General features: G+C 63.0%; 21 protein-coding genes and 1 tRNA gene. 14 read left to right on the top strand and 8 right to left on the bottom strand.

Going from position 1 to position 24,999, the window contains the following annotated elements; translation table 11 throughout:
* Window positions 1–7 precede the first annotated feature (7 nt).
* The 9 genes from FAY22_RS13100 (at window position 8) to FAY22_RS13140 (ending at window position 9,699) form a co-directional block, all read left to right on the top strand.
* Window positions 8–436 (top strand): biopolymer transporter ExbD, encoded by a 429-nt coding sequence (locus FAY22_RS13100; RefSeq protein ID WP_146330615.1) that lies wholly within the window; start codon window positions 8–10, stop codon window positions 434–436.
* A gap of 3 nt (window positions 437–439) precedes the next feature.
* On the top strand, window positions 440–766 hold the full coding sequence (locus tag FAY22_RS13105) for a barstar family protein (RefSeq protein ID WP_146330616.1): 327 nt from the start codon (window positions 440–442) through the stop codon (window positions 764–766).
* Window positions 767–861: 95 nt separating this feature from the next.
* Complete coding sequence (gene leuS, locus FAY22_RS13110; RefSeq protein ID WP_146330617.1) at window positions 862–3,501, top strand: leucine--tRNA ligase; 2,640 nt, start codon at window positions 862–864, stop codon at window positions 3,499–3,501.
* Between the two features lie 16 nt (window positions 3,502–3,517).
* Window positions 3,518–4,018: an LPS assembly lipoprotein LptE gene (gene lptE, locus FAY22_RS13115; RefSeq protein ID WP_146330618.1), complete on the top strand. Its 501-nt coding sequence runs from the start codon at window positions 3,518–3,520 to the stop codon at window positions 4,016–4,018.
* Window positions 4,019–4,042: 24 nt separating this feature from the next.
* Complete coding sequence (gene holA / locus FAY22_RS13120) at window positions 4,043–5,056, top strand: DNA polymerase III subunit delta (protein ID WP_146330619.1); 1,014 nt, start codon at window positions 4,043–4,045, stop codon at window positions 5,054–5,056.
* Between the two features lie 36 nt (window positions 5,057–5,092).
* The gene (locus FAY22_RS13125) at window positions 5,093–6,358 is read left to right on the top strand and encodes a glutamate-5-semialdehyde dehydrogenase (RefSeq protein WP_146330620.1); all 1,266 of its coding nucleotides are present in this window, start codon (window positions 5,093–5,095) and stop codon (window positions 6,356–6,358) included.
* Window positions 6,359–6,382: 24 nt separating this feature from the next.
* On the top strand, window positions 6,383–6,808 hold the full coding sequence (locus FAY22_RS13130) for a CopD family protein (RefSeq protein ID WP_146330621.1): 426 nt from the start codon (window positions 6,383–6,385) through the stop codon (window positions 6,806–6,808).
* A 58-nt stretch (window positions 6,809–6,866) separates the two neighbouring features.
* Entirely contained in the window at window positions 6,867–8,072 is a 1,206-nt protein-coding gene (locus FAY22_RS13135; protein WP_146330622.1) for a class I SAM-dependent RNA methyltransferase, read from the top strand.
* Between the two features lie 148 nt (window positions 8,073–8,220).
* Window positions 8,221–9,699, top strand: coding sequence for an NAD-dependent succinate-semialdehyde dehydrogenase (locus FAY22_RS13140; protein WP_146330623.1), 1,479 nt, complete (start codon window positions 8,221–8,223; stop codon window positions 9,697–9,699).
* Between the two features lie 51 nt (window positions 9,700–9,750).
* Here FAY22_RS13140 and FAY22_RS13145 read toward each other — a convergent pair whose 3' ends face one another.
* Window positions 9,751–11,382 carry a DUF342 domain-containing protein gene (locus FAY22_RS13145; protein WP_146330624.1) on the bottom strand — a complete coding sequence of 544 codons (1,632 nt, stop codon included), beginning with the start codon at window positions 11,380–11,382 and terminating at the stop codon, window positions 9,751–9,753.
* Window positions 11,383–11,657: 275 nt separating this feature from the next.
* Between FAY22_RS13145 and FAY22_RS13150 the strand changes: the two genes are divergently transcribed.
* A tRNA-Gly gene (locus tag FAY22_RS13150) sits at window positions 11,658–11,731 on the top strand.
* Between the two features lie 103 nt (window positions 11,732–11,834).
* Complete coding sequence (gene trmB, locus FAY22_RS13155) at window positions 11,835–12,515, top strand: tRNA (guanosine(46)-N7)-methyltransferase TrmB (RefSeq protein WP_371417398.1); 681 nt, start codon at window positions 11,835–11,837, stop codon at window positions 12,513–12,515.
* A gap of 31 nt (window positions 12,516–12,546) precedes the next feature.
* Here the strand turns inward: trmB and recQ are convergent, their stop codons facing one another.
* The 7 genes from recQ to FAY22_RS13190 all read right to left on the bottom strand — a co-directional run bounded on the left by recQ (window position 12,547) and on the right by FAY22_RS13190 (window position 19,638).
* Window positions 12,547–14,367, bottom strand: a complete 1,821-nt coding sequence (gene recQ, locus FAY22_RS13160; protein ID WP_146330626.1) for a DNA helicase RecQ — start codon at window positions 14,365–14,367, stop codon at window positions 12,547–12,549.
* A gap of 9 nt (window positions 14,368–14,376) precedes the next feature.
* Entirely contained in the window at window positions 14,377–15,210 is an 834-nt protein-coding gene (locus FAY22_RS13165) for an undecaprenyl-diphosphate phosphatase (RefSeq protein WP_146330627.1), read from the bottom strand.
* A gap of 78 nt (window positions 15,211–15,288) precedes the next feature.
* The gene (locus FAY22_RS13170; RefSeq protein WP_246860506.1) at window positions 15,289–15,840 is read right to left on the bottom strand and encodes a DUF1439 domain-containing protein; all 552 of its coding nucleotides are present in this window, start codon (window positions 15,838–15,840) and stop codon (window positions 15,289–15,291) included.
* A 16-nt stretch (window positions 15,841–15,856) separates the two neighbouring features.
* The gene (locus tag FAY22_RS13175; RefSeq protein ID WP_146330628.1) at window positions 15,857–16,114 is read right to left on the bottom strand and encodes a YkgJ family cysteine cluster protein; all 258 of its coding nucleotides are present in this window, start codon (window positions 16,112–16,114) and stop codon (window positions 15,857–15,859) included.
* On the bottom strand, window positions 16,107–17,339 hold the full coding sequence (locus FAY22_RS13180; RefSeq protein ID WP_146330629.1) for an ABC transporter permease: 1,233 nt from the start codon (window positions 17,337–17,339) through the stop codon (window positions 16,107–16,109). Before FAY22_RS13180 ends, FAY22_RS13175 begins: the two co-directional genes overlap by 8 nt.
* Complete coding sequence (locus FAY22_RS13185) at window positions 17,336–18,073, bottom strand: ABC transporter ATP-binding protein (protein ID WP_146330630.1); 738 nt, start codon at window positions 18,071–18,073, stop codon at window positions 17,336–17,338. Before FAY22_RS13185 ends, FAY22_RS13180 begins: the two co-directional genes overlap by 4 nt.
* A complete protein-coding gene (locus FAY22_RS13190; RefSeq protein ID WP_146330631.1) occupies window positions 18,073–19,638 on the bottom strand; it encodes an efflux RND transporter periplasmic adaptor subunit in 1,566 nt (521 codons plus the stop codon). Before FAY22_RS13190 ends, FAY22_RS13185 begins: the two co-directional genes overlap by 1 nt.
* A gap of 185 nt (window positions 19,639–19,823) precedes the next feature.
* On the opposite strand from FAY22_RS13190, the gene FAY22_RS13195 reads away from it, so the two are divergent.
* The 3 genes from FAY22_RS13195 to FAY22_RS13205 all read left to right on the top strand — a co-directional run bounded on the left by FAY22_RS13195 (window position 19,824) and on the right by FAY22_RS13205 (window position 24,977).
* On the top strand, window positions 19,824–20,483 hold the full coding sequence (locus FAY22_RS13195; RefSeq protein WP_146330632.1) for a TetR/AcrR family transcriptional regulator: 660 nt from the start codon (window positions 19,824–19,826) through the stop codon (window positions 20,481–20,483).
* Window positions 20,484–20,500: 17 nt separating this feature from the next.
* Complete coding sequence (locus tag FAY22_RS13200; protein WP_210411820.1) at window positions 20,501–21,667, top strand: efflux RND transporter periplasmic adaptor subunit; 1,167 nt, start codon at window positions 20,501–20,503, stop codon at window positions 21,665–21,667.
* Window positions 21,668–21,740: 73 nt separating this feature from the next.
* Entirely contained in the window at window positions 21,741–24,977 is a 3,237-nt protein-coding gene (locus FAY22_RS13205) for an efflux RND transporter permease subunit (protein WP_146330633.1), read from the top strand.
* Window positions 24,978–24,999: the final 22 nt, after the last annotated feature.

The following is a 24,999-nucleotide window of genomic DNA, read 5'->3' on the forward strand; positions in this document are numbered from 1 at the left end:
CACTATCATGGCATTCGGCGGATTCAACAACGACAAGCAGGGCGCCCCGATGGCGGACATCAACGTCACGCCGATGGTGGACGTGATGCTGGTGCTGCTGGTGATCTTCATCATCACCGCGCCACTGTTTACGCACGCGATCAAGCTCGATCTGCCGACGGCGCAGTCGGCGCCAGCACCGGAAAAGCCGGAAACGATTTCGCTGTCGATCAACGGCGAAGGCAGGATTTTCTGGAATAACGATCCGGTCGAGCAAAAGGATCTCGATACGAAGCTGGCGGAAGCGGCGAAGAAGCAGCCGCAGCCGGAATTGCAGCTGCGCGCCGACAAGGCGACGCGTTACGAAATCATCGCCCAGGTCATGTCTGCGGCACAGACCAACGGCATGACCAAGATGGGATTCGTGACCGACTCGAAAGAAGCGCCGAAAAAGTAAGCAATGCCCACCGTCCGCCTGAATGGGAAGGCCATCCGCAACTGGCGAGACTTTCATCGCGAAAGCCGGTCGGCGTTCGGCTTTCCCGAGTTTTACGGCCACAACATGGATGCCTGGATCGACTGCCTGAGCACACTGCGCGAGGGCGACGGCATGTCGCGGTTCACGCTGGGACCGGACGATGCGCTCGACGTCGAGGTGCTCCATGCCGACATTCTGCGCCGCCAGGCGCCTGAAATCCTCGACGCGCTCCTCGACTGCGCCGCTGCCGTCAACGAGCGTTACGAGGAAAACGGCGAAAAACCGGCGCTCCGCCTCCTTCTTCGTTGATTTTTCGACGAATTTCAACCCTGCCGCGGCGGCAACAGCGCTTGCCGAACCAGTATAATGGCGGGTTCAAATCCACTTTCTCAGCCTCATCCGTCATGCAAGAAAAATATCTCCCCGCCGACGTCGAAAAAGCGGCGCAAGACCACTGGCGCGCCATCGACGCGTACAAGACCGTCGAACACGCGAAAGACAAGAACGGCCGCGACAAGAAGAAATTCTATGCGTGCTCGATGCTGCCCTACCCGTCCGGCAAGCTGCACATGGGCCACGTGCGCAATTACACGATCAACGACATGTTGACGCGCTTTCTGCGCATGAACGGCCATAACGTCCTCATGCCGATGGGCTGGGACGCCTTCGGCCTGCCGGCCGAGAACGCGGCGCTGAAGAACAAGGTGCCGCCGGCGCAGTGGACCTACGACAATATCGCCTACATGAAGAAACAGATGCAGGCGATGGGGCTGGCGATCGACTGGTCGCGCGAAGTCGCCACCTGCGACCCGAGCTACTACAAGTGGAACCAGTGGTTGTTCCTCAAAATGCTGGAAAAAGGCATCGCCTACCGCAAGACCCAGATCGTGAACTGGGACCCGGTCGATCAGACCGTGCTCGCCAACGAGCAGGTGATTGACGGCCGCGGCTGGCGCACCGGCGCGCTGGTGGAGAAGCGCGAAATCCCCGGCTACTACCTGAAGATCACCGATTACGCCGAAGAACTGCTCGACTGCGTCGTCAACAAGCTGCCCGGCTGGCCGGAGCGCGTGCGCCTGATGCAGGAAAACTGGATCGGCAAGAGCGAAGGCGTGCGCTTCGCGTTCGCGCATGACATCAAGGATGCCGAAGGCAAGCTGATCCAGGACGGCAAGATGTTCGTCTTCACGACGCGCGCCGACACCATCATGGGCGTCACCTTCTGCGCCGTGGCGCCCGAGCATCCGCTGGCCACGCATGCCGCCGTTTCGAATCCGAAGCTGGCAGCCTTCATCGAGGAATGCAAGAAAGGCGGCACCACCGAAGCCGAACTCGCGCTGCGCGAGAAGGAAGGCATGCCGACCGGCCTCTACGTCACCCATCCGCTGACCGGCGCGCAAGTCGAAGTCTGGGTCGGCAACTACGTGCTGATGAGCTACGGCGACGGCGCCGTGATGGGCGTGCCGGCGCACGACGAGCGCGATTTCGCATTCGCGAAGAAGTACAACCTGCCGATCAAGCAGGTCATCGCGGTCGAAGGCGAAACCTATTCGACCGACGCCTGGCAGGAATGGTATGGCGACAAGCAGCGCGGCGTGACGATCAATTCCGGCGTCTACGACGGTCTGAACTACAAGCAAGCGGTCGACAGGATCGCGACCGATCTGGTGGCCAAGGGCATCGGCGAAAAGAAGACCACCTGGCGCCTGCGCGACTGGGGCATCTCGCGCCAGCGCTATTGGGGCACTCCGATTCCGATCATCCATTGCGAATCCTGCGGTTCGGTGCCGGTGCCCGAAAAGGATCTGCCGGTCGTGCTGCCACAGGATTGCGTGCCGGACGGCTCCGGCAATCCACTCAACAAGCGCGAGGATTTCCTGAAAGTCGACTGCCCGTGCTGCGGCAAACCGGCGCGGCGCGAAACCGACACGATGGACACCTTCGTCGATTCGTCGTGGTATTTCATGCGCTACTGCGATTCGACCAACAACGACAAGATGGTGGCCGGCGGCACCGATTACTGGATGCCGATGGATCAGTACATCGGCGGCATCGAGCACGCGATCCTTCACCTGCTGTATGCGCGCTTCTGGACCAAGGTGATGCGCGATCTCGGATTGGTGAAGATCGACGAACCTTTCGTCAACCTGCTCACGCAAGGCATGGTGCTGAAGGGCGCGTTCTTCCACAAGCCGGCCGACGCAGGCAAGAACTACTACTGGGAACATGAAGTCGACGTCGTCACCAACGAGCACGGCCAGATCGTCGGTGGCAAGCTGAAGAAGGACGGCACGCCGCTCGAATACGAGATGACGACGATGTCGAAGTCGAAGAACAACGGCGTCGACCCCCAGGAACTGATCGACCAGTACGGCGCCGACACCGCGCGCCTGTTCGTGATGTTCGCCTCGCCGCCGGAGCAGACGCTGGAATGGAACGACGCCGGCGTGGAAGGCGCGCACCGCTTCCTGCGCCGCGTCTGGGCCTACGCGCATGCGCAGTCAGCGCGCATTGCAGCGGCCGGCGCGCTCGACGCTTCGACCTTGACCGAGCAGCAGAAGACCCTGCGGCGCGAAGTGCACAAGATCCTGCAGCAAGCCGAGCACGACTACAAGCGCCTGCAGTACAACACTGTCGTGTCGGCCTGCATGAAGATGCTCAACACGCTGGAAGACGCCAAGCTCGACGACTCGGGCGCGGCCGTCGCCAGCGAAGCCGTGTCGATTTTCCTGCGCCTGCTCAATCCGGTGGCGCCGCACATCACGTCGGTGCTGTGGAACGAACTCGGCTTTGCCAAGGTGCACGGCGACATCCTCGATGCGCCGTGGCCGCAAGTCGACGCCGGCGCGCTCGAACAGGCGGAAATCGAACTGGTGGTCCAGGTCAACGGCAAGCTGCGCGGCAGCGTGAAGGTGCCGAAGGACGCCGACAAGGCGGCGATTGAAGCCGCCGCGCTGGCGAATGAAAACGTGAAGAAGTTTGTCGAAGGCACGCCGAAGAAAGTGATCATCGTGCCCGGCAAGCTGGTCAACATCGTAGCCTGATCGGAGCGCATTACCCATGAAACGTCGCGCAGCTTGCATTCTCGCCCTGGCAACGCCCCTGCTGCTATCTGCATGCGGGTTCCAGCTGCGCGGTTCGGGCGAGACCGCGCTTCCCTTCAAGAGCATTTATGTCGGGCTGCCGGACAATTCGCCGCTCGGCTCCGAGCTGAAACGCTACATCCGCGCCGACGGCAGCACCCAGATAGCTAGCGACCCAAAGACGGCGCAAGTGATTCTCGATGTCCTGTCGGAGACACGGGAAAAAGCGATCCTGTCGCTGAACACGCAAGGACGCATCCGCGAGTACACGCTGTATTACAAGCTGCGTTTCCGGGTACGTGACGTCCAGAACAAGGAATTGATCGCGCCCACCGACATCATCCTGAAACGCGACATCAGCTTCAACGAATCAGCTGTGATGGCGAAGGAAAACGAGGAGGTGCTGCTGTATCGCGACATGCAGAGCGACCTGGTGCAGCAGCTGTTGCGGCGCCTGCACGCGCTCAAGTCGGTGTGATGCGGACAACGGCAAGGAAGACGGATGCAACTGCGGCTTGACGCTCTCGATGCGCACCTGGCGAAATCGCTCGCGCCGCTCTATGTCATCACCAGCGACGAGCATCTGCTCGCGCTGGAAGCTGCGGACAAGATCCGCAAGGCGGCGCGCGCACAGGGGCTTTCCGAGCGGGAGGTGCTGGTTGTCGAGCGCAGCTTCAAGTGGGGCGAACTGCTCGCAGCCAACCGATCGCAATCGCTGTTCGGTGACCGCAAGCTGATCGAGCTGCGCATCCCGACCGGCAAGCCGGGCAAGGATGGCGGCCAGGCGCTGCAGGAATACGTGTCGAACCTGAACCCGGACAACATGACGCTGATCACGCTGCCCAAGCTGGATTGGGCCACGCAGAAAAGCGCGTGGGTGACGGCGTTGCAGCAGGCCAGCGTGTATCTTGACATTCCGCTGGTGGAGCGCGCTCAACTTCCGGGCTGGATCGGCAACCGCCTCGCCGCACAACGCCAGAGCGCCGATCGCCAGAGCATCGATTTCATCGCCGATCGCGTGGAGGGCAACCTGCTTGCGGCGCACCAGGAAATCCAGAAGCTGGCCCTGCTCTACCCGGAAGGCAAGCTGAGCTTCGAACAGGTGCAGGACGCAGTGCTCAACGTCGCCCGCTACGACGTCTTCAAGCTCAACGAGGCCATGCTGGCCGGCGACGCGGCGCGCCTGGCGCGCATGATCGAAGGCTTGAAGGGCGAAGGCGAAGCGCTGCCGCTGGTGCTGTGGGCGATGACCGAGGAAATCCGCACCCTGCTGCGCTTGAAGGCGGGCGTGGCGCAGGGCAAGGCGCTCGGCGCGCTGATGAAGGAATCCCGCATCTGGGGCCCGCGCGAGCGAATGATGGAGCCGGCGCTGCGGCGCCTGAAGCAGCCGCTGCTGGAAGCGGCGCTGCAGGAGGCGGCGCAAATCGATAAGATGGTCAAGGGATTGCGGGCGAAGGCTTTTGCCGGCGACGCGTGGGATGCATTGCTGCAGCTCGGACTGAAAGTCGCGCGGTAGCATTTAAGAACAGTTATCAAGCAGGCTCATCGAAAAATGGACATCAAGCTCTACATGAACGAGGTCGGCCAGCGCGCGCGCAAGGCATCGCGCGCCATGGCCAAGGCGGACACCGCCGCCAAGAACCGGGCGCTGGCATTGATTGCGGCTGCCATCCGGCGCGATGCCGATGCGCTGCGCGCCGCCAACCAGAAGGATCTGGAAGCGGCCCGCGCCAACGGCCTGGCGCCGGCCATGCTGGACCGCCTGACCCTGTCCGACAAGGCGATCGCCACCATGGCCGAGGGCCTGGAGCAGATCGCCTCCCTGCCCGACCCGATCGGCGAAATCTCGAACATGAAGTACCGCCCGACAGGCATCCAGGTCGGCCAGATGCGCGTGCCGCTCGGCGTGATCGGCATCATCTATGAAGCGCGCCCGAACGTGACGGTCGACGCGGCCGGCCTGTGCATCAAGAGCGGCAACGCGACAATTTTGCGCGGCGGATCGGAAGCGATCCACTGCAACCAGGCGCTGGCAAAGCTGGTCAAGGAAGGCCTGGCCGGCGCGGGCCTGCCGCAGGACGCAGTGCAGATCGTCGAGACCACCGACCGCGCCGCGGTGGGCGAAATGATCACGATGCCGCAGTACGTGGACGTGATCGTGCCGCGCGGCGGCAAGGGATTGATCGAGCGCCTGATGAAGGAAGCGACCGTCCCGATGATCAAGCACCTGGACGGCATCTGCCATGTCTACATCGACGACCGCGCCGACATCGAGAAGGCGTTGAAGATCTCGTTCAACGCCAAGTGCCACCGCTACGGCACCTGCAACACGATGGAAACGCTGCTGGTGGCGCGCGCGATTGCCCCGCAAGTGCTGCCGAAGCTGGCCGAACTGTACGGCACCAGGGATGTCGAACTGCGCGCCGACGACGAGGCGCGCGCCATCCTGGCCGGCTATCCGCACCTGGCGGCCGCCACCGAGGAAGACTGGCGCACCGAGTATCTGGCCGCGATCCTCGCGGTGAAACTGGTCGATGGCATCGAGGAAGCGATCGAGCACATCAACACCTATTCGTCGCAGCATACCGATGCCATCGTCACCGAAGATTACAGCCGTGCGATGCGCTTTTTGCGCGAAGTCGATTCGGCGTCCGTCATGGTCAATGCGTCGACACGCTTCGCCGACGGCTTCGAATATGGCCTGGGTGCTGAAATCGGCATTTCGAACGACAAGCTGCATGCCCGCGGCCCGGTCGGCCTGGAAGGCCTGACCTCGCTGAAATACGTGGTGTTCGGGCATGGTGAAATTCGTGAATAAATTTTTATAAAACCGGAAAAAACCATGTACCTCTGGGTGAAAGCACTGCACATCATCTTCGTCGCGTCCTGGTTCGCGGGACTGTTCTATCTGCCACGGATCTACGTCAATCTGGCGATGGAAACCGACCCGAAAGCGACGGCGCGCCTGCTGCTCATGGCGCGCAAGCTGTATCGCTTCATGTTGATACTGATGATTCCTACGCTGATTTTCGGTCTGTGGCTATGGCTAGGCTATGGCATTGGCAAGGGGCCGGGCAATGCATGGATGCACGTCAAGCTCGCCATCGTCGTGCTGCTGGTCGGCTATCACTTTGCGTGCGGCTCGCTGCTGAAGAAGTTCGAAAAGGGCGCGAACACGCGCAGCAACGTCTGGTATCGCTGGTTCAACGAAGTGCCGACCATCGCGCTGTTCATCGCGGTCATCATGGTCGTGGTCAAGCCATTCTGATTTGTCTCCCCGCCGGGCGAGCGCCGCCCGGCCATTTTTCACGGATAAAGGGTCCCCCATGTCGCATTCATTTTTCTGCCCCTGCCCGCGCGGCCTCGAAGCCGCGCTTGCCGAGGAACTCGGCGAAATCGCGCAGCACAGCCGCACGCTCAAGGTCCACAACCAGGTGCCGGGCGGCGTGCATTGCTCCGGCGTGCTTGCCGACTCCTATCGCATCAACCTGCACTCCCGCATCGCCTCGCGCGTACTGCTGCGCATCGCGCACGGCAGCTATGCCAACGAAAACGACATCTACGACCTGGCGCTGGGCGCCCCGTGGGAAGAATGGTTCGGCATCGACCATACAATTCGCGTCGACCTTACCGCGATCAAGTCGCCGCTGAAAAGCCTCGAATTCACCACGCTGAAAATCAAGGACGCGGTGTGCGACCGCTTCCGCGACCTGTATGCGAAGCGCCCCTCGGTCAATACCCGCACGCCCGATATGCGCATCGTCGGCTTCCTCGATGCGCGCACCTTCACGCTGTACCTGGACACGTCGGGCGAGGCTCTGTTCAAGCGCGGTTGGCGCCAGGAGACGGGCGATGCGCCGCTGCGCGAAAACCTGGCTGCTGGGCTGCTGCGCGTGTCCGGCTGGAAGCCGGGCACCGTGCTGTTCGACCCGATGTGCGGCTCCGGCACGATCGTGGTCGAAGCCGCGCAAATCCTGGCCGGCATTCCACCCGGCGCACGCCGCAGCTTCGCTTTCGAGAAGTTCCATGACTTCGACGCCAACGAATGGCTGGCCATCAAGGGCAGCTTCAAGCCGAACCCATTGCCGACCGAGCCAACCATTTTCGGCAGCGACATCTCCGGCGACATGATCGTCATGACCCGCAACAATCTGCGCAATGCCGGCATCCAGTTCGAGGTGCCGTTAAAGCAGATCGAGGCGCAGGAAGTCAAGCCGCCGACCGAGCAAGCGGGTATCCTCCTGACCAATCCGCCCTACGGCGAACGCATCGGCGTGCGCGGCGACCGCTCGCAGGAACCGGACGAGATGGCGGCATCCTTCTACAGCGCATTCAGCACCACGCTCAAGCAGCGCTTCGCTGGCTGGCAAGTCTTCCTGTTCACCGCCGATCTCGGCCTGCGCAAGATGCTGCGCCTGAAAGAGTCGCGCAAGACGCCGTTCTTCAACGGCGCGCTGGAATGCCGCCTGTTCCGCTTTGAGATGGTGGCGGGATTCAACCGCCGCGAGGAAGCGAAGCCGAAACAGGCATGAACACGTCAGTCCGCGCCGCTCGCCAGCGGCGCGGACTGACGCAGCGCAACGCAATCGCGAACCTCGCTGACGTCGCGCAGCCCGGACAGGATTGCGCTATTCTTTTCTCTTTGCTCATTCACATCCGCGACCGGCAAGGAGAGGAATCATGCAGCAACATGTCAAGGGTCTGTCCCAGCTTAACGATGGCGCACTACTGCGCCATCAGGCCTATCTGAACGGTGCCTGGGTCGGCGCCGAAACCACGTTCGATGTCACCGATCCGGCCGACGGCGCCACCATCGCCTCGGTGCCGAACATGGGCGCGCGCGAGGCCGGGACGGCGATCGACGCGGCCCATGCCGCCTTTCCCGCCTGGTCGGCGAAGACCGCCAAGGAACGCGCCGCCATCATGCGCAAGTGGTTCGATCTGATGCTGCTGCACGCCAACGATCTCGGCATCCTGATGACGGCCGAACAAGGCAAGCCGCTGGCCGAAGCCAAGGGCGAGGTCCTGTACGGCGCCAGCTTCGTCGAATGGTTTGCCGAGGAAGCCAAGCGCGTCTCGGGCGACGTGATGGCCTCCACCTGGAGCGACAAGCGCATGCTGGTGCTGAAGCAGCCGATCGGCGTGTGCGCGGCGATCACGCCGTGGAACTTCCCGATTGCGATGATCACCCGAAAGGTGGCGCCGGCCATTGCTGCCGGTTGCACCATCGTCATCAAGCCTGCCGAGCAGACTCCGTTGTCGGCGCTGGCGCTGGCCGAACTGGCGCACCGCGCGGGCCTGCCGCCGGGCGTGATGAATATCGTGACCGCCGATGCGCAGCGCTCGATCGAAGTAGGCAAGGCGTTGTGCGACAGTCCGATCGTGCGCCACCTGTCGTTTACCGGCTCGACGCCGGTCGGTCGCATCCTGATGCAGCAGAGCGCGCCGACCGTCAAGAAACTGGCGCTGGAACTGGGCGGGCATGCGCCGTTCATCGTGTTCGAGGATGCCGACGTGGACGCGGCAGTGGAAGGCGCGCTGATCTCGAAGTATCGCAACGCCGGCCAAACCTGCGTGTGCACCAACCGTTTCTATGCGCACGAATCGGTCTACGAGGCGTTCGTCGAAAAACTCGCGGCCGGAGCCGCCAGGATCACCGTGGGCAACGGCTTCGGGCAAGGGGTTGCGCAAGGGCCGCTGATCGACGCGCAGGCGCTTGCAAAGGTAGAGGAGCATGTCGCCGATGCGGTTGCCAAAGGCGCGAAAGTCCTCGCAGGCGGCAAACCGCATGCGCTGGGCGGCCAGTTCTACGAGCCGACCGTGCTGGGCGGCGTCACCGCCGACATGAAGGTCATGCGCGAGGAAACCTTCGGCCCGGTTGCGGCGGTAACGAAGTTCAAGACGGAAGATGAAGTGGTTGCCGCCGCCAACAACACCGAATTCGGCTTGGCAAGCTACTTCTATTCGCGCGATATCGGCCGCATCTGGCGCGTGGCGGAAAAGCTGGAATACGGCATGGTGGGCATCAACACCGGCATCATTTCGAACGAGGTCGCCCCGTTCGGTGGCGTCAAGCAGTCCGGCCTGGGCCGCGAAGGATCGAAATACGGGATCGACGAATACCTGGAGATGAAGTACCTGTGCATGGGCGGCATTTAAACCGCTTCAGAACGGCCGGGAATGACAACGGCAGCCCGGCCGGCCGCGGCATCATTTATTGGCCACAATCCTGCCGCCCTGCAGTTCCAGCTTGGCGCCGCCCATATCGTCCGGCACCTGCCAGCATTGCTGTGCGATCCGTACTTCCACTCCGTAGAAAATCTCGCTGGCCACTTCCACCGTCGCCTGCTCGGCCAGCTCCACTTTCGCGCGCAGCGCCTTCAGTTCCGCCGTCAGGTGGTCGATTTCGGCAAGCAGCTGGCGGCGCGTGGCGTCGACTTTTTCCGCCACGCCGCCCGCCCCCTTCTGCGGGTTTTGCTTGAAGTAGGTCAGCAGCTTGACGACACGGTCGACTTCGTCGCACCTGCGCTTGAATTCGAGTTCCTTGTCGGCGATCTGCTTTTCCAGGTACGGATCGATACCGACCTGCACATAGGTTTTCATGCCGGTGGAAGCGCCGAGCGAACCGGTGGCCACGCGCATGGTCGCCTGCGTCTGCCCTCCCATGATCTGCCCCGAACGCGAGCCCGCCTTGCCGACGACGATTTCCTCGCCCGCAATCAGCTCGCATTGCCGCGCGCTGCGCCCGAGCAGGATCGACTTGGCCGCCTCGGCATGCACGTTTTCCATGAACAGCGCCTGGATGGTGCCGCCGGCATAAATCCGTGCAGTCGTCTCGGGCAATGCATGCGAGCCGGGCCGCGAATCCGGATGCCCCATGACGCCGCCGCGCACCGCCACGTTGCCGCCGGCATGGATCTGCGCCGCCTCGACGACGCCGTTGACGATGACGTCGCCCGAGACCTTGATGTGCATGCCCGCCTTGATGTCGCCGCCGACGTGCAGCGTTCCTTCGAACGCAATGCTGCCGGTACTCAAGTCCACGTCGAGCACCTCGATCACCGGGTTGACCGTCACGCCATCGTCCAATGGGGTCGGCTGGCCGCCGGTAGTGGCCACCAGCACATTCGGATTGTTCTGGTCGGGGGATGCGCCTTGCAGGTCTACCCGGAAAGGAATGTCGGGAGTGGGACGCGGAAGAATCGGCTGGCCCTTGATATTGGTGCCATTCTTGCCGGGGATGGGCGGCTCGCGGCGCATCAGCTTGTCGCCCGGCTGGACCAGTTGCAGATGGCACAGGTCGGCGTACTTGACACGTTCCAAGTCATCCTCGTCCGGCGACTGCTTTTCCTTGTCGTACAGCCTTTCGAAATGCGTCTGGATGCCTTCCTGCGGCGGGATGCCGCGCGCGATCGCGACCCGGCTGCAGTAACCGGCTGTGAATGCCTCGGCCAGCTGGTTGGGCAGGATGCCGAAAATAATGCCTTGTCGGCGCAGATCCTCGTCCACTGCCTCGCGCGTGACCGCCTTGCCGCCCTGTGGTGGCACCAGCGTCAACCAGGCGGCCATCAGGTCGCCGTCGACCGTCAGCGAATACTCGCCGTCACGCCGCGCGCCGATCACGCGTTCGACCTGCTCCTTCGCATCGCGGCAGCTGGCGACGAAATCGTCGATCGCCTTTTCGTCAAGGTAGAAACCACCCCAGCCGCCTTCGCTCAACGCCTGCCTGACCGAGACCGCATCGGGGACCGGCTCACCGGAAGCGGGATTAAACCACACATGCAATTCGCCTTTTTCCTCGTTCAGGGAAAACAACAGCGATTGCGAGTTCATTTCAGCCATGGGCTCGACTCCTCAATCAAGCGAAGGACGCGGATGCCGGGTAGCCGTGCGATTCTGTGGCGACGGGGCCTGCGGTCATATTTGTTGATTAATAGTAACAGAGACAATTGACAAATAACATCTTTATGGAAGGCGCCAGCCGGCCGCGCGTTTCCAAAAATGAAACAGCCACGGGGCGCCGCGCTCGCACGACGGCCCGCTGCCATGGCGCCCGCCCGTCCATCTTCCGACACATTTGCCTCGGCTACGCAATCCCGCGTAAAATGCCGGTTCTCGCGGGTGTAGCTCAATGGTAGAGCAGAAGCTTCCCAAGCTTACGACGAGGGTTCGATTCCCTTCACCCGCTCCAGGTCGATCAGGCACCGAAGTCGGGTGCCTTTTTTATTGGCCCCGAACCATCCTCATCGCCCAGAGCCATCATGTCCGACAACCAAGCCGCCGACAGCAGGCAGATGCTGTATGACCCGACCGAACACCGCATCCGCAGCTTCGTGACGCGCGCCGGCCGCCTGTCGACCGCACAGGCCAAGGCGATCGAGACGCTCGGCCCGCAATTCTGCATTCCATACGTGAAGGCGCCTTTCGATTTCGGCCAGGCCTTCGGGCGCAGCGCGCCGGCCATCCTCGAAATCGGCTTCGGCATGGGCGACACCACGGCGAAGATCGCTGCCGGCATGCCGGACAAGAATTTCATCGGCGTGGAAGTGCATACGCCCGGCGTGGGCAGCCTGCTCAAGCTGATCGGCGAACAGGGACTCTCCAACCTGCGCATCATCCAGCACGACGCGTTCGAGGTGATCACGCACATGATCGCGCCCGGCTCACTGGCCGGCGTGCATATCTTTTTCCCCGACCCCTGGCACAAGGCACGGCACAACAAGCGGCGGCTCATCCAGGCGCCGTTCGTCGAGCTGCTGTGCTCGCGCATCGCTTCCGGCGGATACCTGCATTGCGCCACCGACTGGCAGGATTACGCGGAGCAGATGCTGCAGGTGCTGGGTGCGGAGCCGACCTTGCGCAATACGGCGGAAGGATACTCGCCGCGCCCGGCATACCGGCCGGTGACCAAGTTCGAGAACCGCGGCCTGCGGCTCGGGCATGGCGTGTGGGATCTCGTGTTCGAAAAGCGTTGATGCGCAGGCCGGGATCGCCCCGCCCTTCCAGTCAAGTCAGTTCCACGATCAGCGACACGATTTCTTCGCCATAGGTCTCGAGTTTCTTCTCGCCGACGCCAGCGACAGTGCGCAGCGCGTCCAGCGAGCCCGGCTTGACTTTCGCGATTTCGCGCATCGTCGCGTCATGGAAGATCACGTAGGCCGGCACGTTGTGCTTGCGCGCGGTTTCGACGCGCCACCAGCGCAGCTTGTCGAAAATAACCTGCTCCTGTTCCGACAAATCGGCTTCGACATAGCCCTTGGGCTTGGCGGCCTGGCGCTTCTGCTTCACCGGTTTCTGATACTGCCGCAGCTGCACCGTGCGTTCCCCGCGCAGCACCGGGCGCGCTTCGTCAGTCAGCTTGAGCGATCCGTAGGCGTCGTGATCGACCACGACCAGGCCCAATGCAATCGCCTGGCGCAGGATGGCGCGCCATTCCGCCTCGCTGACGTCGCTGCCGACGCCGAATGTGGGCAGCTTTTCATGCCGCCACTGCTTCACTTTTTCCGAATCGATCCCGCGCAGCACGTCGATCACATGGCCGGCACCGAAGCGCTGGTCGACCCGGTAAATCGCCGACAGCAGCTTTTGCACGGAAACCGTGCCGTCGAAGGAGACCGGCGGGTTGAGACAGGTGTCGCAATTGCCGCACGGCCCCGATTGCTGGCCGAAGTAATCCAGCAGGCGCACGCGGCGGCAGCTGAGCGTTTCGCACAGGCCGAGCATGGCGTCGAGCTTGGCGGACTGCACGCGCTTGAAGTTTTCGTCGGCTTCGGACTCATCGATCATGCGGCGCTGCTGCACCACGTCTTGCAAGCCGTAGGCCATCCAGGCGTCGGCCGGCGCGCCGTCGCGGCCGGCACGTCCGGTTTCCTGGTAATAACCCTCGATACTCTTGGGTAAGTCGAGATGCGCGACGAAGCGCACGTCCGGCTTGTCGATGCCCATGCCGAAGGCAATGGTCGCCACCATGACGATGGCGTCTTCGCGCAGGAAGCGCGCCTGGTTCGCGGTGCGCTTCGCGATGTCCATGCCGGCGTGGTAAGGCAAGGCGGTCACGCCCTGGGCGTTGAGGAATTCCGCCGTTTCCTCGACCTTCTTGCGCGACAGGCAATACACGATGCCCGCTTCGCCGGCATGCTCGTCCTTGATAAAGTCGAGCACCTGCTTGCGGCCATTGCTCTTTTCGACGATCTGGTAACGGATATTGGGCCGGTCGAACGAGGAGACGAATTGCATCGCGTCGTCGAGCTGCAAGCGGTGCGCGATCTCGGCGCGCGTCTGCGGATCGGCCGTCGCCGTCAGCGCGATGCGGGGCACGTTTGGAAAACGCTCGTGCAGCACCGACAGCTTGATGTATTCGGGCCGGAAGTCGTGCCCCCACTGCGACACGCAATGCGCTTCGTCGATCGCGAACAGCGCGAGTTTCGACGCCTCCAGCAGCTCCAGGCAGCGCGGCGTAAGCAGGCGCTCCGGCGCGACGTACAGCAGGTCGAGCTCGCCGTTGCGCACCTTGCGTTCGGTGCGCATCGCTTCGTCGAAGGTCTGGGTGGAATTGAGGAACGCGGCACGCACGCCGACTTCGGCCAGAGCGTCGACCTGGTCCTGCATCAGCGCGATCAGCGGCGACACCACGACGCCCACGCCGTCGCGCAGCAAGGCGGGGATCTGGTAGCACAGCGACTTGCCGCCGCCGGTCGGCATCAGCACCAGGGCATCGCCGCCGCGCGCGACCTGCCCTACGATCTGCGCCTGCTGTCCGCGAAAGGATGGATATCCGAAAACGGTTTGCAGTACGTCCAGCGCCCTGCTGTCAATCTGGTCAAGCATCCCGCTATTCTAGTCCACCCATGCCACCATGCCGGTATAGGCGGTGGCGAGGATAATCACGCCGAACACGATGCGGTACCAGGCGAACGCGGTGAAATCATGCGAGCTGATGTAGCGCAACAGCCAGCGCACGCACAGGAAGGCCGACACGAAGGCGGCGACAGTGCCCACGCCAAACAGTGGCAAATCGGCGGCCGACAGCAGCGCACGCTCCTTGTACAGCGAATAGAATGTGGCCGCGAACAGGGTCGGAATCGCGAGGAAGAACGAGAATTCGGTGGCAGCCTGGCGCGACAGCCCGAACAGCATGCCGCCGATGATGGTGGCGCCGGAACGGCTGGTGCCGGGGATGAGCGCGAACGCCTGCGCGCAGCCGACCTTGAAGGCGTCGAGTGCGCTCATCTCGTCCACCGAGTGAATGCGCGCGGCGGTCTTCGAATTGTGGTTGCGGCGTTCGACCCATAGGATGATCAGGCCGCCGATAATGAAGGCAGCCGCCACCGGAACGGGCGCAAACAGGGCTGCCTTGATGGCCTTGTTGAGCAAAAAGCCCAGCACCGCCGCCGGCAGGAAGGCAACCATCAGGTTGAGCGCGAATTTCTGCGCCTTGGGTTCGCTGAACAATCCGGCAAGCACATTGGCGATCCGGGTACGATATTCCCAGCACACGGCGAGCATCGCGCCGGCCTGGATGGCGATTTCGAAGACCTTGATCTTTTCACCGGTGAAATTGAGCAGGCTGCCTGCCAGGATCAGGTGTCCGGTCGACGAGATCGGCAGGAACTCCGTCAAGCCTTCCACGATCCCCATGATGAGCGCCTTGAGCGCGAGAATGCCATCCATGTTTGATGCGTTGATAACTATTGAGAAAAACAATAAAAAACCCGCCGGTTGCGCGGGTCGTATGCCGAAAGAAAGTCCTTATCTGGCGGGCTCAAAGGTTACCACGAGACCATTCGGCCTGGTGGTGATTTTCGTCGGGAAGAAGCTGGTGCCGCCGTAACGGAACTGGTCGGGTTGAAAGGTGTACAAGGGCATGTCCTTGAGCAGTTGCTCCGCTACCAGGGCGCCGACCCGCACGATCTTGTTGGCAAAAGGCGAATCGAGCCCGTTCACCGCAAAATTCTCCACGCGCGGCTCGGCCAGCACCAGCGCGTTGCGCGCCGGGTCGACGCGTAATTGCCCGGAAATCGCCAGGCTGCCGGTCCATGACTGGTTCGAGAACGGCGGCGCAATCGACGTGTCCATGCTGGTCAGGATGCGATTGGTGCCCGGTTGCAGCGAGACGCGCGGATTGGTGACGCGCACATCCAGCAGTTCCAGATAGCGGTTATTGAATGGAAATCGATTGGCCATCGCCTCCTGCAATTTTGCCAATGGAATTTCGACATCGCGCTGGCCGAGCAGCGAGGCGCAGGACGCCAGGCACAGTAGCGCCGCCATCCAGGTCCATCGTGCAAGTCCTGTTTTCATTGTTCGCTCCATAGATTCAGGCCGAAGTCAGTCTTTCCAGCCGCTCCAGAAAAAACATGGCGTGCTCGTGCGAATTGCCGCACATCTCGGGCGACGGCTGTAGACTCTCGCACACTGCCGGGCGCTCCGGTTTGCCGAAAATCAGGCATTGATTGGCATCGTCGAGCTGGATGCAACGCACCCCGGCCGGTTTACCATGCGGCATGCCGGGAATGGCAGAGGAAATCGAGGGTGCGATGCAGCAGGCGCCGCACCCGGCGCGGCAATCACTCATAACGCAAGGCCTGGATAGGCAGCATCGACGCCGCCTTGTGGGCCGGAAAATAACCAAAGAAGATACCGATCGCGGCGGAAAAGCCGACCGCCAGCACGATCGCCTCCGGCGACAACTGGGTCGACCAGCCTGCGAAGGCGCCGATCAGCCAGGAGCCGGTCACGCCCAGCACGATGCCGAAAAAGCCGCCGATCAGCGACAGCGTGACGGCTTCGACCAGGAATTGCGTCAGTATATCCCGGCCGCGCGCGCCGACCGCCATGCGCAGGCCGATCTCGCGGGTGCGCTCGGTTACCGATACCAGCATGATGTTCATGATGCCGATGCCACCGACCAGCAGCGACACCGACGCGACCGCTGCCAGCAGGAGGGTCATCACGCGCGACGAGGCTTCCTGCGCCTGCAGGATTTCGGTCAGGTTGCGGATGGTGAATGCATCGTCCTGGCCCGGCTGGGTGCGCTGCCGCTGGCGCAGCAGCTCGCGGATATGGTCTTCGGCATCCTTCATGCTCGCGCCTTCGCGCACCTTCACCTGAATGGTGCCGACACGGCGCAGCTTGCCCTGTGTGTTGCCGAACAGGCGGTTGCGCGCGGTCGACAGCGGCACCATGACCACATCGTCCTGGTCCTGGCCGAGCATGCTCTGCCCCTTGCGGTCCAGCAGCCCGACGATGGTGAACGGCACGTTGCGGATGCGGATCGCCTGGTCCACCGGGTCCATGTCGCCGAACAGCTGGCGTGCCACGGTCTGGCCGATCAGTGCCACCTTGGCCGAGCCGGCCAGCTCGGCCGGCTCGAACATGCGCCCTTGCGCCAGCGGCCACTCGCGCGCGTCGAAGTAGTCGGGCGTGACGCCGTAGATCTGGGTCGACCAGTTGCTGTTGCCGTACACGACCTGGCCGCTGCCGCGATTCGTGGGCGCGGCGACCTGCACTTCGGGCACCTCCTTGGCGATCGCGAGCGCGTCGTCCTCGGTCAGGTTCTGGTTCGCGCCGGCGCCCAGGCGCACGCCCGACGCCATGGTCGAACCGGGAATGATGATCATCAGGTTGGAGCCGAGGCTCTTGATCTGTTCCTCCACACGCGCCTGCGCGCCCGCGCCGACGGCGATCATCGTGATCACGGCGCCCACCCCGATAATAATGCCCAACATGGTCAGGATCGAGCGCAGCTTGTTGACGCGCAGCGCGTTGAGCGCGATGCGGAAAGTGGCCAGCAGGTTCATGCGGCTCCTCCTGTGCCGTCCATGCCCGCCAGCTGCGCCTGCGCTTCCTGCGGCGAATTGGACTCGTCCCTGATCACGGCGCCATCGCGAAAAGTGATGATGCGCGAAGCAAACACGGCGACATCAGGCTCGTGAGTGACCATCACGATGGTCATGCCTTGCCGGTTCAGCTTCTGCAGCAAGGCCATGATTTCAATGCTGGTGCGCGAGTCGAGCGCGCCGGTCGGCTCGTCCGCCAGGATCAGCGACGGTTTGTTGGCGAGAGCGCGCGCGATTGCGACCCGCTGCTGCTGACCGCCGGACAACTGCGCCGGCCGGTGATCGAGGCGGTCCCCGAGGCCGACTTCTTGCAGGCACTGCGCCGCCCGTGCCCGGCGTTCGGCGGCAGGAAGACCGGCATATAGCAAAGGCAGTTCGACATTGTCGATCGCGCTGGTGCGCGGTAACAAGTTGAACTGCTGGAACACGAAACCGATGCGCTTGTTGCGGATTGCAGCCAGCGCGTCGGCCGACAGGGTCGACACCTTCTCGCCGGCCAGCAGATACTCGCCCGCCGTCGGCGAATCGAGACAGCCGATCAGGTTCATGAAGGTCGACTTGCCGGAGCCGGAGGCACCCATGATCGCGACGAATTCGCCTTCATCGATGGCAATCGATACGCCGCGCAGGGCACGCACCGTGGTCGCACCCATCACATATTCCTTCGCCAGGCTGTCAGTCTGGATCAGGTACATCAGAACATCCTCGGACCGGGCGCCTGTTGCGGCCGCGAGGCACCAGCGGATTGGGCCGTACCGGTGATAACTTCCATGCCTTCCTTGATTTCCGGCGAGATGATTTCGGTCGAACTGCCGTCGGTCAGTCCCAGGCGCACAGTCAGCGCTTTCGGCTGCTTGCGCTCGTCGAGGATATAGACGCGTCCACGTGCGCCGCCGCTGCGCCGTTCGTCGCTTTCGGCGATGATTTCCTCGTATTTCTTCTTCTGCTCGGGCGTGAGCATTTCCATGATCTGTGCGCGCATTTCGCTGCGATTGCGCTCGGCCATTTTCTGGCGCTCGCCGTCAGGCGCCTCGCGCAGGGCTGCGAACTTGTCGCGCATGCCGGAGAAAATCGCGTCCAGCCTGCCCTTTTGCGCATCGGTGAGCTGCAGATCCTTTTCCAGCCGCTCGCGCAGCGCGCGCAACTGGCCGCCGCCCGCCTGCCCGGCGTTCGTATTGCCCTGCGCTTCCGCCGCCTGCGCCGGCTTGTCGCTCGCCCCGCCGGGCCGGAAGCGCAGCGCTGCATTGGGCACCTTGAGCACATTGCCGCGGGTGTCGGTGATGATCCGCACATTCGCCGTCATGCCCGGCAACAATTCCTTGCCGGGATTCGCGGCGCCGATCACCACCGTGTAGGTAATGACGCTGGATACGTTCTGCGCCGATTTGCGGATCTGCCTGACGCTGCCTTCGAAGCTGCGCCCGGGGAAGGCATCGACGGTGAAGGTCGCCTTTTGCCCGGGCCGGATGCGCCCGATCTCCGCTTCGTCGATGGCGGCGTCGACCTGCATGTCGGCCAGGTTTTCCGCGATGATGAACAGTTCCGGCGCCTGCAGGCTCGCGGCCACGGTCTGGCCCCGCTCGACGCTGCGCTTGATTACCACGCCGTTGACCGGCGCCTTGATCGCGGTGCGCTCCAGGTCGATCCTGGCCTGCGCCAGCGCCGCTTCGCGCTGCTTGACCACGGATTCGGCATTGTGCGCGTTGGCGACGGCCACCGCTGCCTGGGCGCGCGCCGTGTTCACCTGCTCGGCCAGGGCGTTGAAGGTGGCCTGGGCCTTGTCCCGGTCGGCGGCGGCGATGAAGCCTTTTTCAACCAGCTGCTGCTTGCGCTCCAGGTCGCGCTTCGCGTCGGCCAGGTTGACTTCCGCCCGCGTCACTTCGGCGCGCTGCGCCGCGATGTTCGCCTGCTGGGTCAGCACCTGCGAGCGCGCGGCGTCCACATCGGCCTGCGCCTGCCGCACCTTGTACTCGAAGGTTTCCGGATCGATGCGGGCAATGAGCTGGCCCTGCTTCACCTCGGTATTGAAGTCGGCCAGAATCTCCTTCAACTGCCCCGACACCTGGGAGCCGACCTGCACCGACACCACCGGATTGAGCGTGCCGGAGGCGGAAACGGCGGCCGTGATGCTGCCCTTTTCGACCTTCGCCGCCTTGTACTCGGGCGCGGCGTTCTTCTGCGACCACAAGCGCAGGCCAATTACCGCGAGCGCGACCACTACAGCGCCCAGCCATACCCACCACTTCCTTGAAAAATTCATAACGAACTGGAGTAGATTGACGAACCGGTGGATTCTACTGGTTATCGATGACAACTATTTATCGATTTGTAGCAAAACATGCTTGTACACCGCGTTGTAACGCTTGATCTGCCGCCTTGACGCTGCGGAAATTGGCGCATATATTACTGACTCGTTAGTAAGTTATTTAATCCGAACACCCCGACATGAGTTGTCCTTTCAAGAGCAAACCGCGCTGGACGCGGCGCAAGGATGCACGCCCGCAGGAGTTGCTGGCGGCAGCGCTGGATTTATTCGTCGAACGCGGCTATGCAGCCACCCGCTTGGATGACGTGGCGGCGCGCGCCGGCGTATCCAAGGGAACACTGTATTTATATTTCGCCAACAAGGAAGAGCTGTTCAAGGCCGTGGTGCGCGAAAACGTGGTGCCGGTCCTGGGCGAAGCGGAAGAAATCGTCGGCAAGTTTGACGGTTCTACCGTCGACTTGTTTCGTGAAATCATACTTGGCTGGTGGGAGCGCATCGGCAACACCAAGCTGTCGGGCATCAGCAAGCTGATGATGGCGGAATCCTGCAACTTCCCGGAAGTAACGCAGTTTTACCACGATGAAGTGATTTCTCGCGGAAATGCGATGATTGCGCGCATGCTGGAACGCGGCATCCAGCGCGGCGAATTCCGCGACATCGACGTGAAGCAAGCCACCAGCGTGGTGTGCGCGCCGATGCTGATGCTGATGCTGTGGAAGCATTCCTTCAGCGCTTGCCGGGCCGAGCCTCTCTCGCCGGAAAACTACCTGAACAGTTTCATTGATTTGCTGTTGCATGGCTTGCGCAAGGATGCCGCCGTGCCTGTGCCTGCCGCTTGATCGAACGGACACCTCATATGCTGAAACGCCGTGCTTTCTGGATCATTCTTGCCGTATGCCTGACGGGAGCCGGCATCGCCGGCGCCATGCTGAAAAAGCAGAACAAGCCGAACGCCGCGGCGTCCGCCGCGCCCGCATCCAGCGTGCTGGAGTTCCTGCCGACCGACGTCACCCAGGCGAAACGCCACGACCTGCGCCAGCTGCTGCCGCTATCGGGCTCGCTGCGCGCCGTCAACCAGGCGTCGGTCAAGGCCAAGGTCGCCGGCGAAGTGCGCGAAGTGCTGGTGCGCGAAGGCGAGCCGGTCAAGGCCGGCCAGGTGCTCATCAAGATGGATGTCGCGGATTATCAGGCGCGCGTCGACCAGGCCAAAGGCGCGCTGATGGCTGCGCGCGGCCAGCTCGACATCGCCACCAAGACGCGCGACAACAACAAGGCCTTGCTCGGCAAGGGTTTCATCTCCAAGAACGCTTTCGACAATGCAGAAAGCCAGTATGAAATCGCGCGCGCCAACGTCGAGTCGGCGCGCGGCGCACTCGACGTCGCCCAGAAGGCGCTGTCCGACACCGTCATTCGCGCACCGATCTCCGGCCTGGTCAGCAGCCGCAGCGTGCAACCTGGCGAAAAGGTTTCGGCCGACAACCGCCTGCTCGACGTGGTCGACCTGAGCCAGATGGAGCTGGAAGCGGCCGTGCCGGCGGCCGACATCATGCATGTCGCACCCGGCCAGGAAGTCCAGGTCCGGATCGAGGGCATGGCGCAGCGGCTGGTCGGCACGGTGGCGCGCATCAATCCCGCCACCCAGGCCGGATCGCGCTCCATTATGGTCTACGTGAAGATCGACAATCCGCAGAACGCACTGCGCGTGGGCATGTTCGGCGAAGCGCAGCTGACCGTCTCGAAAAAGGAGAACGTCCTGACCGTGCCGCAGACGGCTATCCAGAACGACGCCGGCAACACCTATGTATATGCCATCGAAAACGGCACGCTATCGCAAAAGCCGGTGGCGCTCGGCGCTCGCGGCGACGACGGCGAAGGCGCCGCCGTCGAGGTGCTGGACGGGCTGCAGGACGGTGCGCAGATCGTCAGGACCAACCTCGGCAGCCTGCGCACGGGAGCGGTGGTCAAGTTCACCCGGACCGGCATGCCGGCCGCGACGGCGGCAGCCGGCGCTGCGGCGCGCTAGGACGTCCGTATTGGCCTTTTCACGGATAACGGAACACTCAAGATAAGCGCGCAAGCGCCGGAGAAAAATCAGCATGTGGTTTACCCGCATCAGTATCGGCAATCCCGTCCTCGCCACCATGATGATGCTGGCCTTCGTGGTGCTGGGCCTGTTCTCTTACCAGCGCCTGCAAGTCGACCAGTTCCCGGATGTGACCTTCCCGGTCGTGGTGGTGCAGACCGACTATCCCGGTGCCTCGCCCGAGACGGTCGAATCCGACATCACGCGCAAGGTCGAGGAAGCGGTCAATACCATCAGCGGCATCAACAGCCTGACCTCGCGCTCCTATGAAGGTTCGTCGGTGGTCATCATCGAATTCGTGCTGACCGTCGATCCGGCGCAAGCCGCGCAGGACGTGCGCGAAAAAGTCGCGATCGTGAAATCTGCCTTTCGCAAGGAAATCAAGGAGCCGCGCGTCACCCGCTACGACCCGGCCAGCCAGCCGATCTTCTCGATCTCGGTCAGCAACGATCCCAAGGCCAAGCAACGCAGCATTCGGGAACTGACCACGATCGCCGACCAGGTCGTCAAGAAGCGCCTGGAGAACGTGCGCGGCGTCGGTTCGGTGACGCTGGTAGGCGGGGTCAAGCGCGAAGTCGACATCTACGTCAAGCCGAACGAGATGGAAGCGCTCGGCATCGGCATCGATCAGGTGATCAATGCGGTGCGCAATGAAAACCAGGAACTGCCGAGCGGCGCGATCCGCTCCTCCGCCAACGAGCAGGTGGTACAGATCCAGGGCCGGGTGAAGAATCCTGAAGATTTCGGCCGCATCATCGTCACACGGCGCGGAGGCCAGTCTGTGACGCTCTCGCAGATCGCCACCGTGGTCGACGGTCAGGAAGAGCAGGAAAGCCTGGCACTGTTCAACGGCCAGCGCACGCTCGCGCTCAACATCCTCAAGGCCCAGGGCGAAAACACGATCGCCGTGGCCGACGGCCTGCAGGCGGCGATGAAGGAACTCGAACCGACGCTCAAGGCGCTCTATCCAGGCGTGAAGCTGGACGTGATCCGCGACAGTTCGCGCCAGATCCGCGTCGGCGTCGAGAACGTGCGCCGCACCCTGATCGAGGGCGCGCTGCTGACAGTGCTGATCGTATTCCTGTTCCTGAACTCCTGGCGCTCGACCGTGATCACCGGCCTGACACTGCCGGTAGCGCTGATCGGCACCTTTCTGTTCATGTATGTGTTCGGCTTCACCATCAACATGATCACGCTGATGGCGCTGTCGCTGTGCGTGGGCCTGCTGATCGACGACGCGATCGTGGTGCGCGAGAACATCGTGCGCCACGCCGGCATGAAGGTGCACGGACGCTACAAGGATCACAAGACGGCCGCGCTGGAAGGCACGGCCGAGATCGGCCTGGCGGTGATGGCGACCACCTTCTCCATCGTCGCGGTGTTCCTGCCGGTCGGCTTCATGGGCGGCATCATCGGACGCTTCTTCCACCAGTTCGGCGTAACCGTCACGGCGGCGGTGCTGATCTCGATGTTCGTTTCGTTCACGCTGGACCCGATGCTGTCGTCGGTCTGGCCGGACCCGGACGCGCACGGCGCCGGCCATCGCCGCAACACGCTGTACGGCAAGACCATCGGCCGCGTGCTGGAGCAGTTCGAGCGGATGGTGCAATGGCTGTCCGACGTCTACCAGGTGCTGCTGAAATGGTCGCTGAAGCATCGCGGCAAGACGCTCGGCATCGCAGTGGCGACCTTCGTCGGCGGCTGCGCGATCCCGATGACCGGCCTGATCGGTTCCGAGTTCGTGCCGCAGGCGGATTACTCGGAAACCGGCGTGGTCTACTACACCCCGGTCGGCTCCTCGCTGGAATTCACCGAGAGCAAGGCACGCCAGGTGGAAGCGGTACTGCGCGAATTTCCGGAGGTGCGCGACCTGTACACCTCGATCAACACCGGCACGGTGCAAGGCAAGAACTACGCGACGACCTACGTGCGGCTGGTGCCGCGCGCCGAACGCAAGCGCAATACGTATGAAATGGGCATCCCGCTGCGCAATCGCCTCGGACAGATTGCCGGCATCACCGTCACCCACATCGGCTCGCTCGAAGGCGTCGGCGGTGACAACAAGCAGTTGCGCCTGTCCCTGCTCGGCACCGACCTCGACCAGCTGGCCAAGCTGTCGGCCGAGGCGCAGGATAAGATCCGCGCCATTCCCGGCGTGGTCGACCTCGATTCCAGCCTGAAGCCGAACAAGCCGACCATTTCGGTCACGCCCAAGCGCGACCTGGGCGGCGACCTCGGCGTGGGCGTGGCGCAGATCGGCGGCGCGCTGCGGCCGCTCTTGGCGGGCGAAGCGGCCAGCTCCTGGCGCGCGCCGGACGACGAGAACTACGACGTCAATGTACGCCTGGCGCCGTCCGACCGCAGCGGCATCGACGATCTGTCGCACCTGATGCTGTCGAGCAGCCAGACCAACGCGGACGGCACGCCGAAGATGGTGCCGCTGCGTCAGGTCGCCAACATCGAGCCGTCCACCGGCGCCAACCAGATCAACCGGCGCGACCTGCGGCGCGAAGTGGAATTGTCGGCCAACGTGGTCGGCCGCTCCGCCGGCCAGGTCAGCGCCGACGTCAAGGCGGCGCTGGATTCGATGAACTGGCAGCCGGGCTATCGCTACCAGATCGGCGGCTCGGCCAAGAACATGCAGGAATCCTTCGGTTACGCGCTGTCGGCGCTGGCGCTGGCGATCATTTTCATCTACATGATCCTGGCGTCGCAGTTCTCCAGCTTCCTGCAACCGGTCGCGATCATGTCGTCGCTGCCGCTGACGCTGATCGGCGTGTTCCTGGCACTGATGTTCTTCCGCTCCACGCTGAACCTGTTCTCGATCATCGGCTTCATCATGCTGATGGGCCTGGTGACCAAGAATGCGATCCTGCTGGTCGACTTCGCCAACCAGGCGAGAAAGGCCGGCGCCGAGCGCGCCGCGGCGCTGCTGGAAGCTGCGCACGTGCGCCTGCGCCCGATCCTGATGACCACGCTGGCGATGGTGTTCGGCATGGTGCCGCTGGCGTTCGGCATGGCCGAGGGCTCCGAGCAGCGCGCGCCGATGGGCCAGGCCGTCATCGGCGGGATCATCACGTCGTCCGTGCTGACGCTGGTGGTGGTGCCGGTGATGTACACCTATCTTGACGATTTTGCAGCATGGCTGCGCCGCAAATGGAGTGGAAAAGGGCACGACGGCGCGCTTGATCCGGGTCATGGCGGCCAGGTAATTGCAATGCCACACAGCAAGAATAACGAGTCCGTTTGATAAAATACCGGGTTTGTCCCTT

The sequence above is a fragment of the Noviherbaspirillum sp. UKPF54 genome, from assembly GCF_007874125.1.
Classification (GTDB): domain Bacteria; phylum Pseudomonadota; class Gammaproteobacteria; order Burkholderiales; family Burkholderiaceae_D; genus Noviherbaspirillum.